18 protein-coding genes are annotated in these 16,167 nt (G+C 47.7%); 15 read left to right on the top strand and 3 right to left on the bottom strand.

Annotated elements, in window-relative coordinates; genetic code table 11:
• Positions 1 to 42 precede the first annotated feature (42 nt).
• The 5 genes from fumC to IDJ77_RS12825 all read left to right on the top strand — a co-directional run bounded on the left by fumC (position 43) and on the right by IDJ77_RS12825 (position 3,861).
• Positions 43 to 1,440 carry a class II fumarate hydratase gene (gene fumC, locus IDJ77_RS12845; protein ID WP_191189366.1) on the top strand — a complete coding sequence of 466 codons (1,398 nt, stop codon included), beginning with the start codon at positions 43 to 45 and terminating at the stop codon, positions 1,438 to 1,440.
• A gap of 125 nt (positions 1,441 to 1,565) precedes the next feature.
• Positions 1,566 to 1,997, top strand: a complete 432-nt coding sequence (locus tag IDJ77_RS12840; RefSeq protein WP_191189365.1) for a fumarate hydratase — start codon at positions 1,566 to 1,568, stop codon at positions 1,995 to 1,997.
• Between the two features lies 1 nt (position 1,998).
• Positions 1,999 to 2,799 carry a S1/P1 nuclease gene (locus tag IDJ77_RS12835; RefSeq protein WP_191189364.1) on the top strand — a complete coding sequence of 267 codons (801 nt, stop codon included), beginning with the start codon at positions 1,999 to 2,001 and terminating at the stop codon, positions 2,797 to 2,799.
• A 112-nt stretch (positions 2,800 to 2,911) separates the two neighbouring features.
• Complete coding sequence (locus tag IDJ77_RS12830) at positions 2,912 to 3,352, top strand: low molecular weight protein-tyrosine-phosphatase (RefSeq protein ID WP_191189363.1); 441 nt, start codon at positions 2,912 to 2,914, stop codon at positions 3,350 to 3,352.
• A gap of 11 nt (positions 3,353 to 3,363) precedes the next feature.
• Positions 3,364 to 3,861 carry a DUF3347 domain-containing protein gene (locus IDJ77_RS12825; protein ID WP_191189362.1) on the top strand — a complete coding sequence of 166 codons (498 nt, stop codon included), beginning with the start codon at positions 3,364 to 3,366 and terminating at the stop codon, positions 3,859 to 3,861.
• Between the two features lie 140 nt (positions 3,862 to 4,001).
• Here IDJ77_RS12825 and IDJ77_RS12820 read toward each other — a convergent pair whose 3' ends face one another.
• On the bottom strand, positions 4,002 to 4,916 hold the full coding sequence (locus IDJ77_RS12820) for a DUF6607 family protein (protein WP_191189361.1): 915 nt from the start codon (positions 4,914 to 4,916) through the stop codon (positions 4,002 to 4,004).
• Positions 4,917 to 5,029: 113 nt separating this feature from the next.
• On the opposite strand from IDJ77_RS12820, the gene IDJ77_RS12815 reads away from it, so the two are divergent.
• The 4 genes from IDJ77_RS12815 (at position 5,030) to IDJ77_RS12800 (ending at position 8,259) form a co-directional block, all read left to right on the top strand.
• The gene (locus IDJ77_RS12815; RefSeq protein WP_191189360.1) at positions 5,030 to 5,419 is read left to right on the top strand and encodes an HYC_CC_PP family protein; all 390 of its coding nucleotides are present in this window, start codon (positions 5,030 to 5,032) and stop codon (positions 5,417 to 5,419) included.
• Between the two features lie 62 nt (positions 5,420 to 5,481).
• Positions 5,482 to 5,979, top strand: coding sequence for a heavy-metal-associated domain-containing protein (locus tag IDJ77_RS12810; RefSeq protein ID WP_191189359.1), 498 nt, complete (start codon positions 5,482 to 5,484; stop codon positions 5,977 to 5,979).
• Between the two features lie 25 nt (positions 5,980 to 6,004).
• The gene (locus IDJ77_RS12805) at positions 6,005 to 6,802 is read left to right on the top strand and encodes a hypothetical protein (protein ID WP_191189358.1); all 798 of its coding nucleotides are present in this window, start codon (positions 6,005 to 6,007) and stop codon (positions 6,800 to 6,802) included.
• A 44-nt stretch (positions 6,803 to 6,846) separates the two neighbouring features.
• The gene (locus tag IDJ77_RS12800) at positions 6,847 to 8,259 is read left to right on the top strand and encodes a hypothetical protein (RefSeq protein WP_191189357.1); all 1,413 of its coding nucleotides are present in this window, start codon (positions 6,847 to 6,849) and stop codon (positions 8,257 to 8,259) included.
• A gap of 365 nt (positions 8,260 to 8,624) precedes the next feature.
• Here IDJ77_RS12800 and IDJ77_RS12795 read toward each other — a convergent pair whose 3' ends face one another.
• Positions 8,625 to 9,149, bottom strand: a complete 525-nt coding sequence (locus IDJ77_RS12795) for a YfiT family bacillithiol transferase (RefSeq protein WP_191189356.1) — start codon at positions 9,147 to 9,149, stop codon at positions 8,625 to 8,627.
• 86 nt (positions 9,150 to 9,235) lie between these two features.
• On the opposite strand from IDJ77_RS12795, the gene IDJ77_RS12790 reads away from it, so the two are divergent.
• The 6 genes from IDJ77_RS12790 to IDJ77_RS12765 all read left to right on the top strand — a co-directional run bounded on the left by IDJ77_RS12790 (position 9,236) and on the right by IDJ77_RS12765 (position 14,862).
• Positions 9,236 to 11,062: an FAD-dependent oxidoreductase gene (locus tag IDJ77_RS12790; protein WP_191189355.1), complete on the top strand. Its 1,827-nt coding sequence runs from the start codon at positions 9,236 to 9,238 to the stop codon at positions 11,060 to 11,062.
• A gap of 136 nt (positions 11,063 to 11,198) precedes the next feature.
• Positions 11,199 to 11,534, top strand: coding sequence for a tRNA-binding protein (locus tag IDJ77_RS12785; protein ID WP_191189354.1), 336 nt, complete (start codon positions 11,199 to 11,201; stop codon positions 11,532 to 11,534).
• Positions 11,535 to 12,002 (top strand): nucleoside deaminase, encoded by a 468-nt coding sequence (locus IDJ77_RS12780; RefSeq protein ID WP_191189353.1) that lies wholly within the window; start codon positions 11,535 to 11,537, stop codon positions 12,000 to 12,002. It abuts the gene before it with no gap.
• Between the two features lie 213 nt (positions 12,003 to 12,215).
• Positions 12,216 to 12,827 (top strand): superoxide dismutase, encoded by a 612-nt coding sequence (locus IDJ77_RS12775; RefSeq protein ID WP_128532990.1) that lies wholly within the window; start codon positions 12,216 to 12,218, stop codon positions 12,825 to 12,827.
• Positions 12,828 to 13,072: 245 nt separating this feature from the next.
• Positions 13,073 to 14,098, top strand: a complete 1,026-nt coding sequence (locus IDJ77_RS12770; protein WP_191189352.1) for a zinc-binding dehydrogenase — start codon at positions 13,073 to 13,075, stop codon at positions 14,096 to 14,098.
• Positions 14,083 to 14,862, top strand: a complete 780-nt coding sequence (locus IDJ77_RS12765) for a flavin reductase family protein (protein WP_191189351.1) — start codon at positions 14,083 to 14,085, stop codon at positions 14,860 to 14,862. Before IDJ77_RS12770 ends, IDJ77_RS12765 begins: the two co-directional genes overlap by 16 nt.
• 130 nt (positions 14,863 to 14,992) lie before the next feature.
• On the opposite strand, the gene IDJ77_RS12760 is transcribed toward IDJ77_RS12765, so the two are convergent.
• On the bottom strand, positions 14,993 to 16,165 hold the full coding sequence (locus IDJ77_RS12760; RefSeq protein ID WP_191189350.1) for a PepSY-associated TM helix domain-containing protein: 1,173 nt from the start codon (positions 16,163 to 16,165) through the stop codon (positions 14,993 to 14,995).
• Positions 16,166 to 16,167 lie beyond the last annotated feature (2 nt).

The following is a 16,167-nucleotide window of genomic DNA, read 5'->3' as shown; positions in this document are numbered from 1 at the left end:
ATTTAAAACCCTAAATTTGCCCCGCAAAACATATATATCGATATGAGTTTCAGAACCGAATATGATACCATGGGCGCGGTACAGGTACCGGCCGATAAATACTGGGGCGCGCAAACCGAACGCAGCCGTAACAATTTTAAAATTGGCCCCGAGGCATCCATGCCGAAGGAAATAATAGAGGCCTTTGCTTATTTAAAGAAAGCTGCCGCCTACACCAATACCGATTGCGGTGTACTCCCTGCCGAAAAACGCGACATGATAGCCGCCGTTTGCGATGAGATCTTAGCTGGCAAACTGGATGGCGAGTTCCCGCTGGTGATCTGGCAAACAGGTTCGGGCACGCAATCCAACATGAACGTGAACGAGGTGGTAGCTAACCGCAGCCACGTGTTACAGGGCAATGTTTTAGGCGAAGGCAAAACCTTTATCCACCCAAATGATGATGTAAACAAGTCGCAATCATCAAACGATACCTACCCTACGGCAATGCATATTGCTGCTTACAAGATATTGATAGACGTTACTATCCCCGGGATAGAAAAACTGCGCGATACCCTGCAGGCAAAAAGCGAAGCTTTTAAAGCCGTTGTAAAGATAGGCCGCACCCACCTGATGGATGCCACCCCGCTTACTTTGGGCCAGGAGTTTTCGGGCTATGTATCGCAGTTGAACCATGGCCTGAAGGCTTTGAGAAACACCTTTGAGCACCTGAGCGAACTGGCCCTTGGCGGTACCGCGGTAGGCACGGGCATCAACACCCCAAAGGGTTATGATGTAAAAGTTGCCGAATACATTGCCCAGTTCACCAACCTGCCATTCATCACTGCCGAAAATAAGTTTGAAGCGCTGGCCGCACACGATGCTATTGTAGAAAGCCACGGTGCCTTAAAACAGATCGCGGTATCGTTAATGAAAATAGCAAACGATATCCGCATGCTGGCATCGGGCCCACGCTCGGGTATCGGCGAGATCCATATCCCGGATAACGAACCGGGTTCGTCTATTATGCCGGGCAAGGTTAACCCAACCCAAAACGAGGCAGTTACCATGGTAGCGGCACAGGTAATGGGTAATGATGTTGCCATCTCTATAGGCGGCAGCAACGGGCATTATGAATTGAATGTATTTAAACCGGTTATGGCGGCTAACTTTTTACAGTCGGCCCGCTTAATTGGCGATGCCTGCGTATCGTTTAACGACCACTGCGCCGTTGGCATCGAGCCAAATTACGAAGGCATAAAAAAACACCTCGAAAATTCGCTGATGCTGGTAACCGCGCTTAACCCGCACATCGGTTACGATGCAGCGGCAAAAATTGCCAAAACCGCGCTGAAGGAAAACAAATCACTTCGCGAAACCGCCGTTGGTCTGGGTTACCTTACCAACGAGCAATTCGACCAATGGGTACGCCCCGAAGATATGATAGGCGGATTAAAATAGTAAGCCTCACCCCAACCCCTCTCCAATGGAGAGGGGCTTTTTAATGTTTTATGCGGAAAAGCCACATCCTTTATCTTTTGTCCTTCGTCTTTATACTGGCGTCAAGCTGCCGCTTTAATCCCGATATGCAAGGATCCGGCGAAGCTGCTTTGCAGGGCGAATGGCAGCAGGATACCGCGGCTTTGCAAAAAAAGCTGGTTAACTATTCGCTTTACCATTTTAAGTTCAGTTGCGATTCGTTCTTCGTGAGCGTAAAGTCCTTCAGCAAAGCCAACGGCGGCTACCCGGATAGCTGCGTGCAAAACGGGCAATGGAGCGAATATGCCAAAGGCGTTTACGACCAAAAACACGATACCCTGCGTTTAAAAGGCCTGTTTACTAATGCCGATCTTACCTACAAGGTAGAGGGCGGCTGTTTTCGATCAGGCAAGTACGAGGAGACCTTTAAACTCGTAAAAAAAGCCGATTCTGTTATTCAATTTTTTCCAACATCAAGCGTTATCCCGTTCGATGCGCGCTTAATTAAACGAAGTACCTGCATCCCCAAACCATTATAATATGAAAAACTTATTCAAAAAGCTGCTAATAGCAGCAGCCTTATTTTACTTCCCAACGCAATCTATGGCATGGGGCACCAACGGGCACCGCATTGTTGGCCAGATAGCCGATAGCTACCTCAATGCCAAAGCACGGGCAGCTATCAAAGCTATCCTTGGCGATGAATCGATAGCCATGGCCAGTAACTGGGCCGATTTTATTAAATCCGACCCGGCCTACGGCTATCTGTACAACTGGCATTTTATCAATTTTGATAAAACACTTACGTACCCCGAAATGCAGGCTTATTTAAAGGCAGATACAGCTACCGATGCTTACACCAAAATAAATTTTTTAATTGGCCAGCTAAAAAACAAAAAACTGCCAAAGGCGAGCAAACTGCTTTACCTGCGCGTACTGATACATGTGGTAGAGGATGTGCACCAGCCGATGCATACCGGCCACCTAACAGATAAAGGCGGTAACGACGTTAAGATCACCTGGAACAATAACCCGGTGCCTACCAACCTGCACTCTATCTGGGATTCGCAACTGATAGATATGCAGCAATTAAGCTATACCGAATATGCTGCCGCCATTAATCATACTACGGCAGCCCAGCGTACAGCCTTGCAAAAGGCACCAATAAGCCAGTGGCTGTTCGAATCGAACCAGTTGGCAGACAAAATTTATGCTGACGCTGCAGGCAAGGATAAAGTAAGCGGCTACAACTACAATTTTAAATTTATTGATACCTTGAACAGCCAAATGCTAAAAGGTGGTGTAAGGCTGGCCGGGGTTTTGAATGAGATATTTGGATAATGAGGTGAAAGGCAAAAGGACCAAGGTAAAAGCCGAACAACTCCTAACCTTTATCCTTTTACCTTTTAGCTTTTACCTTTTAGCTTTTACCTTTTAGCTTTAACCTCTAAAAATGAAGATACTAATGGTATGCCTGGGCAATATTTGCCGTTCGCCGCTGGCGGAGGGGATAATGCAGCACCTGGCTGATAAGGAAGGCTTGGATTGGGAAATAGATTCGGCAGGTACGGGCAACTGGCATGTCGGCTCCCCGCCCGACAGGCGCTCCATCCGTGCCGCTGCGGATGAAGGCGTAGATATCAGCAGGCAGGTATGCCGTTTATTCCGCGTGAGCGATTTTGACGAGTTCGACCTGATATTGGTGATGGATAAAAGTAACCTGAACGACATTTTAGCCAAGGCACGCAATAACCAGGATAGAAATAAAGTTAAGATGCTACTGGGCGATAAAATAGTGCCCGACCCTTACTATGACGACATGCAATTCGCCCCGGCATTTAAACTGATCGAAGCGGGTTGTAAAGAAATCATCAGGGAATATAAAAGCAAGTAACTAATCAATATATGAAAACACTTTTTTTAACCATCATCCTCGCGCTGAGCATCGTAAGCACTAATGCACAGCAGATAAACAGCGTTGATAAACTAACGGCATCATACATTGGTGTAAAAGATGCTTTAGTAAGCAGCAATGCCGAATTAACAAAAAGCCGCTCGAAGGAATTGCTTGGGGCCTTAACCGCTTTCCCGGTAAAAACATTGCAGCCAAAGCAACAAAAAACATATGCTGCTTACCTAAATAAGTTAAAATACGATAGCCGCCATATCAGCGAGACCACTGTTATTGATCACCAGCGCGAGCATTTCCAAAGCCTGTCTAAAAATATGTTCGCCCTGTTATCCGGCTTAAATGCAAACAATTCGCCGCTTTACCAACAATATTGCCCCATGAAAAAGGCCTATTGGTTAAGCGAATCTACCGAGATCCGCAACCCGTACTACGGTGAGGATATGCTGGAATGCGGTAAGGTAACAGCTACACTGAAGGTGGCTGCCAAATAGCAACCCTCGACAGGAGATTCTGTCTTGCTTATCGGACTGTCCTATAGAGGATTGCCGCGCTTCGCTTGCAAAGATGAACTCATATTAAAGCAGAAAAGCCTCCATTTTGGAGGCTTTTCTGCTTTAAATACTTTTGGAAATTATGCGCCAATATATACCGCGATAATTTTATTAGCTTCTTCCTTGTTTTTGGCAGAGCTCCATTTTTCTTTTACAGATTGATCGCCAAGGTCGAATAACCGTTGGTACAGTCGTTTACCGTCTTTTTTGTCTGCCAGTTTAATGGAGCTGTTCTTAGCGAAAACGTTATCCCATACCGCGCGAACATCCGTCCAGTAAGCTTGCTGGCTGGCCCACCAGGTTTTGGCGTAAGCAAATTTGCTTTCATCTGCTTTGGTGAACTCCTCATAGCCTTTTTCCTGGGCAACCAGTTTATCGCCTTCGGCCGAGCGCACTATTTTCTTATTGTCCTGCTCAAACATCCAGCCCTCAGGTGTTAAGTAGATACGGTTACCGCGGCGCAGTACATTATAGTCGTTACGTTTGGTATACTCTCTGCGTGGCAGCGGCGAATCGGTTTCACCATACCACTGGTGGCGCCCATCCACATGCACCCAGGTGCCGATGCTTTCGTAACGAGGACTATCATCAACCTGCAATACTTTCTGCACCCATCTGCCTTTTGTTTCGGCTGGCGAAAGGGCAACCTTTTTCCAGGCGTTATCTTTATCGTAAGCCAAAATAGAGGGCTGCTCGTAAACCCAGTCTTCGCGCCAGTGTTTAATAACTGTGGTATCGTCAACAGCCAGCAAGTGCTGAATTACAATTTTCTTTGGAGAATCTTCTACCACAACAGCCCATTCGTAACCCCACGAATGGTAACGGGGATGGAATTTATAAGCGGTATCTGTTGCGAAGGTTTCGGCATAATTGAAGGTTACTTTGTAATAGCCTGCCAACGATTTAATGGCTTGCCTGTCTTGCTCGAGTTTGGTTTGCGAAAACGCAGCTAAAGTAATTAAGCAAATAGTTAGGGATAGGATCAGTTTTTTCATCGTCTATTTAGATTTAATCTAAATACAAAGAACGGATATAGATTTGAAAATTTCAATACTTATTTGCAAAAATTTGTATTTGTAATCAGTTAGTTAAACACTACTTTTGTAATATGATAAAAAAGCAGGGAGCATTGCTATTAGCGTTACTGTACACCGTTACAGTAGCCGGCTTTGCGCTGAACCTGCATTACTGCGGCAGCCATGTTGCAGATGTACAGATAAATGCCCCGGCAAAATCCTGCACAACTCCCATGGCAAAAAGCAAAATGAATTGCTGCAAGGATAGCAAGCTGGATGTAAAGGTGAAAGATGATCATCAGAAAGAGTCCACCTCGTTTTTCTCCCGATTATTTGCCTTTGAGTTGCCGAAATTCCCGCTGGCTGATTTCCTGTTATCAGCGCAACAATCTGTATTAGAAAAACTTTTCGACCGCGGCCCGCCGGATGTTCCATCTGAGGGGATCGCCGTTTTCCTTAAAAATTGTATTTTCAGAATTTGATAACCTCTATTTAATCACCGTATTATTAAAGTTATCCATTCAAAATTCAATTTTTAAAACACATGAAAACGTTAAAAATATATATCATCCTTTTTATAGCAACCGTAACCGTTGCAAAAGCCCAATTTACCAAAGCCGAACTGCAGGTTAGCGGCCTCACTTGCTCCCTTTGTGCAAAATCTACCGAGAAAGCGATCAAAGCATTACCCTTTGTAAGCGAAATTAAACCCGACCTGATCCGCAACATCTACAATATCACCTTTAAAGAAGGCGTACCGGTAGATTTTGAGCAGATCAGCAAGAAAATAAAAAGCGCTGGTTTTTTTGTGAACTACTTTAAAACCACCTACAATTTCGCCAATACCACCGTTGCTGAAAATGCCTTTACTTACGGCGGCGATACCTACAAACTGTTAAATGCCGATAAACCGCTAAGCGGCGAGGTATCTTTAACCATTGTAGATAAGGGCTTCGCGCCAAATTCGGTATCTAAAAAGTACCTGGGCAAAACCCCGGAGGCGCCTGCGGCATCAGGCAAAACTTATCACGTAGCAATTTAAGGGGCTTTCTAAAAATTCATTATTTATGAAAGCTATTTTATTGGCGTTTTGCCTTATGGCATTTGCGTGCACCGCATTTGGCCAGGAATTATACGTAAATACCGAACCGGCCAGCAATATGGCGGCCCACTCCTTAGGCATCCGTTTAGAGAACCAGGGCTTCACTTCGCCGGAGTTTAAAAACCGCAGCACGCTGGAAATGATGTATGGTGCCACCGGCAAACTGATGGTGCACGGCTCGGCCTACGTATCCGATTTTTACCGGCAAAGCCAGCACCTTGAAGGCGGCAGCGTTTACGCCAAGTACCGGTTTTTATCCGTTGATACCGTTCAAGCGCACTTTCGTGGGGCGGTGTTTGGCAAGGCATCTATCAGCAGCAACCCATTCAATACGCAGGAAATTGCTTTGGAGGGCGATAACAGTGGCTTGCAGGGCGGCGTTATCTTCACCAAGCTTATCCATAAGCTGGCCTTATCGGGTTCGGCAAGTTATCTGCGGGCATTTGATAACAGCGGAACCGCCCCGCCCATCATGGGTGCGAAAAATGCAGTGGCTTACAGCCTGTCTGCCGGTTACCTGCTGCTGCCAAAGCGTTACAGCAATTACAACCAGGTTAACGTAAACGTATACGCCGAACTGCTTGGCAAAAGCAACCCCGGTTATGCACAAAGCTACCTGGATGTGGCCCCTGCTGTGCAATTCATTTTCAACAGCGTTTGCCGGCTGGACTTTTCCTACCGTGCTCCTCTTTTTAATTCGATGGAGCGTTTCAGCAAGAACATGTACCTGGTTCGCTTCGAGTATAACTTCTTCAATTTATAATAATTAAGGCGCGAAGTATCGCGCCTTATAAAAGAGTTTCTACCATGAAAAAATATATTTTAATAATAGCAATGCTTTTTGCGGCGCTGGCAACACATGCCCAGGATATAGGCCATATGCAGCATATGCAAAAAGATACCGCCGCCAAAAAACCCATGAAACATGATCATGCCGCCATGATGAAAAACATGCAACATGATACCACGCACAAAATGGGTGTGATGACCAGCCAGTTCTCACTCGACCTGCCCATGAACCGCGACGGCTCGGGTACCTCCTGGGTGCCGGATGAAACACCGATGTATATGTATATGATCCATGGTAAAAAATGGATGCACATGGTACACGGCAGCGTGTTTTTACGCTACAACAAGCAGGACGTGTTTAACCAAGGCAGTCGTGGCGACAAACAGTTTGATGCGCCAAACTGGCTGATGTATATGGCGCAACGTAAGGTTGGCAAAAACGGGCTGTTTGCCATCAACACCATGTTTTCGCTCGATCCCTTTACCGTTGGTGCCGGCGGTTACCCGCTGCTTTACCAAACGGGCGAATCGTACAAGGGCAATAAACTGGTAGACCGCCAGCACCCGCATGATCTTTTTGCGGAACTGAGCATTACCTACACGCAACGGGTTGCAAAAAACACCGACGTATCGCTCTCCGTTGGCTATCCCGGCGAACCTGCATTGGGCCCGCCTGTGTTTATGCACCGCCTGTCAGCTATGAACAACCCGGATGCTCCGTTGAGTCACCACTATGCCGATGCCACACATATCACCTTTGGTACGGCTACCCTGGGTGTTCGTTATAAAAATGTAAAGCTGGAGGGATCAGTATTTACGGGGCGCGAGCCGGACGAGCACCGTTATGATTTTGATAAAGCGAAATTCGATTCGTACTCCGTTCGGCTATCTGTTAATCCATCAAAAGAATGGGCACTGCAGGTTTCTAACGGCTGGCTGAAAAGCCCCGAGGAAGCCGAACCCCTGGAAAATATCCGGCGCTTCACAGCCTCGGCCATTCATACCAAAATGCTGGGCGACGACAGTTATGTGGCAACTACGCTGGTATTCGGGCAGAATCACCATAACAGCAGCGGCGCAAACGAACCCGCTATTCTGCTGGAACACGCCTACCAGTTCAGCAAAAATGCTTTGTATGGCAGGTACGAATATGTACAAAAAGATGCCCACGAACTGGATCTGGAAGCCCAATACCCTACCGACCCGCGCTTCAACATCAACGCATTCACACTGGGGTATAACCGCATATTCGCCAATTTTAAGCAAACCAACTTAACCGCCGGCCTGCAGGCTACGGCAAATTTCTCTCCAGCGGCGCTCAAGTCTTTGTACGGCAGCACACCAATTGGCTTCCAGGTTTATTTAAGGGTAACACCGGCGTTGATGAAGATGGGCGGGAAACATAAGATGGATAAGAGGATGGATATGTAGGTTCTCTATCATAGCGATGGGTTGGAAAATTGAGTGGTCGAAACATGGCGACCGTGTCCGCATCGCGAGTTAACTCACCCCCCGCCCCCTCTCTGCTGCGCAAAGAAGGGGAGAAATTGGGGCTATTTATTTTTCCTCACCCTCTTTTTCACAGAAAGAGAGGGTCGGGCAGCGACAGCGTACCCGGGGTGAGTCAAATATGCGAGCGATAAGAAGCGAATTATAAGGGTTTCGAGCAGTTTAAAACCCATTGCTATGTTTTTAAAATTTTGCTGCGTTAAGGATTGGCGCGGATACCGGCCCTGAGCCTAACGCCTTGTGCGCGTATGAGCAGAAAGCCTGGCCCGCTGATAAGCGGGAACGCCCTAAAACTTCTTTATCGTTTCTGTTAAATGCGCCAAATGGTGCCTGCCATGCCAGGCGTACAAGGCCAGCGCTTTTTTCAAGGTAACCGTATCGCCCGACCCGGGGTGGTAAAAAGTTTTATCCCATTGGTCTTCGGTGAAGCTTTCTAAGAGGGCAACTATGTGGATGTGAATCCCCTCCAGCATCCTAAGAGATGGTTCTACGGGTAAGCGGTAGTCCGGCAGCAGTGCCCAGTCGGCTTCTTCGTATGGTTTTATGGTGGGGTTATCTTCGGTAAGTGCCAGCTTAAAACGCAGCAGCAAATTCATGTGGCTATCGGCCAGGTGGTGCACCACCTGCCTTAAGGTCCAGCCGCCGGTGCGGTATTGGGTGTCGAGCTGCTGATCGGTTAGCGGCATAATAGCGTTCCTAACTTTGCCGGGCAGGTTACGCAGTTCGCTTATCCATTTACGTTTATCTTCAATGATGTAGGATACCGGGGCAACAAAATTCCCGATAGGGTAACGCATCTGCTCGTCTGTCATGGCTCTTAGTTTATCTGGCGAATATATTTTGATGTATCCATAAGGATTTGCCCTAAATTAGCGTTTTGTACTTGTTTTGTAAACTGATGATAAAAAAATTATTAACGCTACTGTTCGTACTCCTTTCCGCGGCAGCTTATGCCGATACCATTAAAACCGATGTACTGGTAGTTGGCGGCGGCGCAAGCGGAGTTGCAGCAGCCATACAAAGCGCCCGCAGTAACGTAAAAACGATGCTGATAGAGCAGGGACCCTGGCTCGGTGGCGCCATGACGGCGGGCGGCGTTTGTATTTTAGAAGCTAACCGCAATCTGCCCAACGGTTTTTACGGCGAGTTTAGAGAGCGCATTAAAAACTTTTACAAAGTAAGGCTGGGCTACGATACTACCTTTAACGCCGTACTTAACTTCGAGCCTTCGGTTGGTGCATCCATCCTTAAAAAACTAACAGACACGGTAAAAAACCTCACTGTAAAACTGAATACCCCTTTTACAACTATCAAAAAAGACGGCACCGGCTGGGAGGTGAGCATCACCGTGAACGGCAAAACGGATGTGATAAAAGCCAAGGCTGTGGTTGATGCAACCGAATATGCCGACGTGGCCACTAAGGCCGGCGCTATATTTAATACCGGTTTCGATAGCAAAAAAGAAACCGGGGAGGCCCAGGCACCCAATGACCCCACCAACCAGATCCAGGATATTAGCTGGGTGGCGATACTGAAAGATTATGGCCGAACGGCGGACAAAACCATTGCCCGGCCTGACAATTACGAGCCCGGCCAATATGCCTGCCTTAAGCGGATCGATATAAAAAAAATGCTGAAGGCCGGCGCACTCATCAATGATAAATACATGATGAACTGGAACGATTGCGCCAACCAGTATTCTGTAACGTCAGACGATCTCTCGCCCGAAAACCGCGCCGAAACCTTTCGCAAAGCGCGGCTGCATACCCTGGGGCTTATCTACTACCTGCAAACCGAATTGGGTTACAAAAACATAGGCCTTGCCGATGAATTCCCCACCAAAGATAAACTGCCGCTGATACCTTACGTACGCGAGAACAAGCGCGCTTATGGCGAAGTGCGGATGGTACTGGATGATATTTATACACCCTATACCCGCGGGTCGAGGTTGTACCGTACAGCCATCGGTATTGGCGATGCCATACCCGGCCAGCATTACATTATCCCCGGCGCGCCAAAAATAAAGTACCCGCCGTTTCCGCCCTATTCTGTCCCACTGGGTAGCATTGTTGTTAAAGATGCCGTTAATTTGTTTGTAACAGAGAAGGCCATGTCGGTAACGCATTTGGTTAATGGCAGCATTACCAACCCGGCTGTGCAAATGGCGCTTGGGCAGGGCGTTGGCGCTTCGGCAGCATGGTGCGCGTTCTATGGCAAAACCACCCGTGAACTGGATGTCCGCCATATACAGGATGAGATACTGATCTACGGTGGTGCCATCATGCCTTTTAACGATATCCCAAAATCCGACCCCGCCTATCGCGCGGTACAGCAAGTTGGTGCAACCGGTATGCTCAACGGTTTCCGCTCGGTTAACGGAACAACTGCCCAAATGCTTTTTAAGCCCGATACAACGGTGTATACCGACGAGGTGAAACCCTATCTCAACGAGACCTTTGCACGCTCGTTCTTGTGGTTTAACAAAACCCAGCCGGGTGATAATTTTACGGTGGGTAACCTGTTATCCTACATCAGCGAAATGTCGCTTACCGACCCGGAAACACTCGAGCGCATCATGCGTGCCAACTGGAAAACCAAGTACAACTTTACCGTGGCCTTTGATACCCGCCGCCCGGTTACACGCCGCGAGTTTGTGGTGCTGGCCAACAAGTACCTGAACCCGTTTTCAAGGAAGGTAGATCTGGCTGGGAAGATCATTAATTAGAGGTTAGAGGTTGGAGATTAGAGGTTAGTTGCTTGGCGACTACCTTGCATGCGAGCCACACGTATTCGTGAAATTCGCCTAATTCGTGAAATTCGTACCCATTAATTCGCCTTAATTCGTGAAATTCGTGTCACTTATGGAGACCATCAACTGGAACGATTTTGAAAAGGTAGAATTGCGTGCAGGTACTATCCTCGAGGTATTTGATTTCCCGGAAGCACGCAAACCGGCGTATAAGCTTAAGGTTGATTTTGGGCCGCTGGGCATCAAACAATCAAGCGCACAGATCACCAAACATTACACCAAAGAGGAATTGCCGGGCAGGCAGATCATGGGGGTAGTGAATTTTCCAAAGAAGCAGATCGGCAAATTCATGTCGGAATTTTTGGTTACCGGCTTTGCCGATGATAACGGTGATATTGTTTTGGCCGCTATAGATAAACCCGTGCCTAACGGCAGTAAACTGGTATAAATGAAATATTTTACTTTTGGCGACGAGCCAGCCATATCGCCCGACGAGTTTTTTATGAACGAAGCCCTGAAAGAGGCGCGTTTAGCCCTAAAGGAGGATGAGATCCCCATTGGCGCGGTGGTGGTGTGCAAAGGGCAGATCATTGGTCGCGGCCATAACCTTACCGAGCGGCTGAACGATGTATCGGCCCATGCCGAAATGCAGGCGTTAACCGCAGCAACAAACTATATGGGCGGCAAATACCTGCCCGAATGTACGCTGTACGTTACGTTAGAGCCTTGTGTAATGTGCGCCGGTGCATCTTATTGGTTCCAGGTGGGGAGAGTTGTTTTTGGGGCATACGATGCTAAACGCGGTTTCGGCAGGCTCAACCAAACCATCACCCACCCTAAAACGGTGATCACCGGAGGCATCTTCGAAAATGAATGCGCGCAGCTGGTGAAGGATTTTTTTAAAAGGAAGAGATAGTTTTTTGGTTCATGGGTAATAGTTAATGGATTATTGCAGAAAATATTGATGTTGATGGTTGATAGACTTAACGGCTGCTACCATGTACCATTGGCCATGAACTATGAACCATCACCTATGAACTACCAATAAATGACATTCATTTAGAACAAAAAGCCAATTCCAAGCTTATATTTGCTCATCACAACTTGTAAAACTTAAAAACTGAATATTATGGCATTTACACTACCGGCGTTATCTTACGCTACCGATGCACTGGAACCGCATATTGATAAAGCTACTATGGAAATTCACCATGGCAAGCACCACCAGGCTTATGTTACCAACTTAAACAAAGCTTTGGAAGGTAAACCAGAGGCTGATGCTAAAATTGAAGACATCATTAAAAATATCTCCAAGTTCGCGCCTGCTGTACGTAACAACGGTGGCGGCCACTACAACCACAGCCTGTTCTGGACACTATTATCGCCAAGCGGCGGCGGCGAGCCAACAGGTGCATTAGCAGCAGCTATCACCAGTACTTTCGGTTCATTTGCCGATTTTAAAACAAAAGTACAGGAAGCCGGTGCAACCCGTTTTGGTTCGGGCTGGGCATGGTTAATTGTTACTGCCGATAAAAAACTGGCGGTAACCTCAACCCCTAACCAGGATAACCCATTAATGGACATTGCCGAAGTAAAAGGCACACCAGTTTTGGGTATCGATGTTTGGGAGCACGCTTATTACTTAAAATACCAAAACCGCCGCCCTGATTATTTGGCGGCAATTTGGAATGTAATTAACTGGGCGCATGTGTCTGAGTTATACACCAAAGCGATAGCTTAAACCCCACCCAACCCTCCCCTGAAGGGGAGGGCTTGATAATATTGAGCGGCAGCATTAGAAACAATTGTGCCGCTCTTTTATTTAATATGAAACCGCCGCGTCGTTGATGAACGCGGCATTAACCACCACGTCATTGCGAGCGAAGCGCGGCAACCATCGGTAAGCAAAGCGGCTCTGCAAATCCGCTTTGCTTACCGAGGATTGCTTCGTCGTACCTCCTCGCAATGACGATTGTTTAACACCCTATGAAAGCCATCGTCCTCGAATCCGCAGAAAACCCCATCGCATACAAAGATTTGGAAAAGCCAACCGCCGGGCCGGGCGAAGTGCTGGTGCAGATAAAAGCAGCAGCGCTAAACCGCCGCGACTACTGGATCACCATTGGCAAATACGCCGGGTTAAAATATCCAACCATTTTGGGTGCCGATGGTGCAGGTATTGTAGCTGAAGCCGGTGACGGCGCAGAGGAATGGCTGAATAAGCCGGTGATCATCAATCCATCACACAACTGGGGCGAACACCCGGAATTTCAATCTAAAGAATTTAAAATACTGGGGCTGCCAGAGGATGGTACTTTAGCCGAATACGTAAAGGTAAAAGCCGAATACCTCTACCCCAAACCAGCCCACTTAACATTTGAGCAGGCGGCAGCGATACCTTTAGCGGGTTTGACAGCTTACCGGGCGCTATTCACCAAAGCCCATCTTAAAAAAGGCGATAAGGTGTTGATAGTAGGCGTTGGCGCGGGTACAGGCACATTCCTGCTGCAATGGGCGGTTGCCGCCGGTGCGCAGGTGTTTGTAACATCGGGCAGTGGCGAGAAAATCCAGCGGGCCAAACAGTTAGGTGCCGCAGCCGGCGTAAACTACAAAGCGCAGGACTGGGCCGAAGAATTGAAGCATTTTTCGGGTGGTGGCTTTGATATTGTGGTGGACAGCGCCCTTGGTCCTGATTTTAATAAGATCCCCGACCTGTGTAACCCGGGAGGGCGTATTGTATTCTTTGGAGGTACCGCCGGTAATATCCCCGAAATGAATGCCCGCCCCATCTTCTGGAAGCAATTGCAGGTACTGGGTACTACCATGGGCACGCAGGAAGAGTTTAAAGCTATGCTTGCCTTTGTAGACGAGCATAAGATAGTGCCGGTGATAGATGAGGTTTTCCCGCTGGTAGATGCAAAGAAAGCATTTGCTAAAATGGGCGCATCGGCGCAGTTTGGCAAGCTGGTTGTAACCACGGGGAGATCTCCCGCTTTTTGCTCAGCAAAATAAAAGTGGGCGATGTCCTTACGGCAGTTAATCCGGCGGGTGTATTCACAGTTGGCAATTACGGAGCAGAAAAAGATCTTGTCTATTTCGCCGCCGGGAGTGGTATTACACCTGTACTGTCGCATCTCAAATACATTCTCAACAGGCAGGGCAAGAGCAAATTACACCTACTCTACAGCAATCGCGATCAGCACTCCATTTTGTTTTATAACGAACTGAATGAGCTTGTTACGAAATACCCCGATAGGTTAAATATCACCAACCTGCTCAGCAGCGAGGCCAACCGGCTGAATAATTATAAGGTTGAGCAGTTGGTAAAGCAGCAACTGCAGTTCAGCGCCGCAAGGGCCGAATTCTACCTTTGCGGTCCGTTTGCTTACATGCGGATGATCAGCCTAACCCTTTTGTATATGGGGATAGAAGCCAGGCAGATCCATAAGGAAAACTTTGTGCTGGAGACCGTACCGGTTACGGGCACGCTTAAAACATACCCGCCGCAAAATATCCGCATCAACTTTGGCGGCGAATGGCACGATATTCAGGTTGGAGAGAATCAATCCATCCTGCAAGCGGCTTTGCAAAACAATATCCCGCTGCCGTACAGTTGCCGCCATGGCATTTGCTCGGCCTGCATTGCCAATTGCAAATATGGCAAAGTGGAGATGACAAAAAACGAGGTGCTCACCGATGCCGACCTTACCGATGGCCGTATCCTCACCTGCACCGGCCACGCCATCACCGATGGGGTGGAGATCACTTTTCCCTGAATTAAGATTTTTGTTCCGTGTTTTCCAAAAGCCAAAAACCGAGCAGAAATTAACGCAAAAAGGGCAGTAAAACTGCCCTAAAAAACCGAAAAATTAGCAGATCCACGGAGATTTTAGCAAATAATTTTGGCTAAATCTGATGCAGTTGGTGTTTTTGCGCCCTCCGGTGGGTCACCAATCGTTCCTTTTTCGGCTTGTTTTTTTTGCGTTTTCCCAACCAAATAATGAATCCGGTAACCGGCAAACTGGCGCAAATTAAACTGGCCAAAAACGCGATGATTTTTGTCGTAAACCCGAAGATCTGCCCTACGTGGATATCATAGTTCATCTCTATCAGTTTTAAGCCGGGGCTCTTTTTATCGTAAATATAGCTCTTCAGCAATTTGCCATTGTATTTATCAAACTCGAAACCTGTAGCATGCGAATAATGCATCGATTTGGCATAAGCGCCAACGCCAATAGCACCCGAAACTGCGGGGTCGTTGTGGATGAGGAACATTTCGGCTTGCGGGGCCTGTTTCCGTGCATAGGCAAAGGCCTGGTCTATTACCGGCTGTTTGGCCAGGCCCGAGCGTTTTAGCGAATCGGACTTAGGCTCGGTTACTTCCTGCTGATAGGTTATATCTTTACCCAGGTTGGCGGTGTTGTAGATGGCCTTGCTCACCGGTTCGAAGGCTATGGCCAGGCCAGTGATGGATAAGATGATGGCGATAGAAGTAGCATAAAAGCCCAGCACGTTATGCAGATCGTAATTAACCCTGCGCCAGCGGCCGCCCCATTTAATGGTAAAGCTACGTTTGCGGTCGCTTTTACGTTTTGGCCACCAGAGGATGAGTCCCGTGACCATGATCACCATAAAAATGATAACCGATACGCCCACCACCCACTTGCCAATAGCCGGCGGCAGCAGCAGGTACAGGTGAATATATTCTACAATAATAAAGAAGTTGGTCTGCGGTTTTTCGTGATAAGTAATCTTACCGGTGTACGGGTTCAGGAAAACGTACTCAAAGCCGTCTTTACCCGTATTAGCCAATACCCCGGCAGGCCTTTCGGTACCGAAATAATAAATGTAATCGGGGCTTGCCATGGGGAATGCCTTTTTTACTGTTGCCACCAGCTGCGATGGCTGTACATAAGGCTTCCCTGTGTTTTGCACGGTGCGGTAGCTGTGCATGGCATCTTGAATCTCATCCTGAAAGCAAAAGACACAGCCGGTGATACTCACTATAAACACCACAAGCCCGGAGATGAATCCGAGCCAGCGGTGGCAAAAAAGTATGACCTTTTTGAATTTTGTCATGC

Source organism: Mucilaginibacter pankratovii, assembly GCF_014773265.1.
GTDB lineage: Bacteria > Bacteroidota > Bacteroidia > Sphingobacteriales > Sphingobacteriaceae > Mucilaginibacter > Mucilaginibacter pankratovii.
The sequence above is the reverse complement of the archived record's forward strand: the minus strand, read 5'-3'. Positions and strand labels throughout refer to the sequence as shown.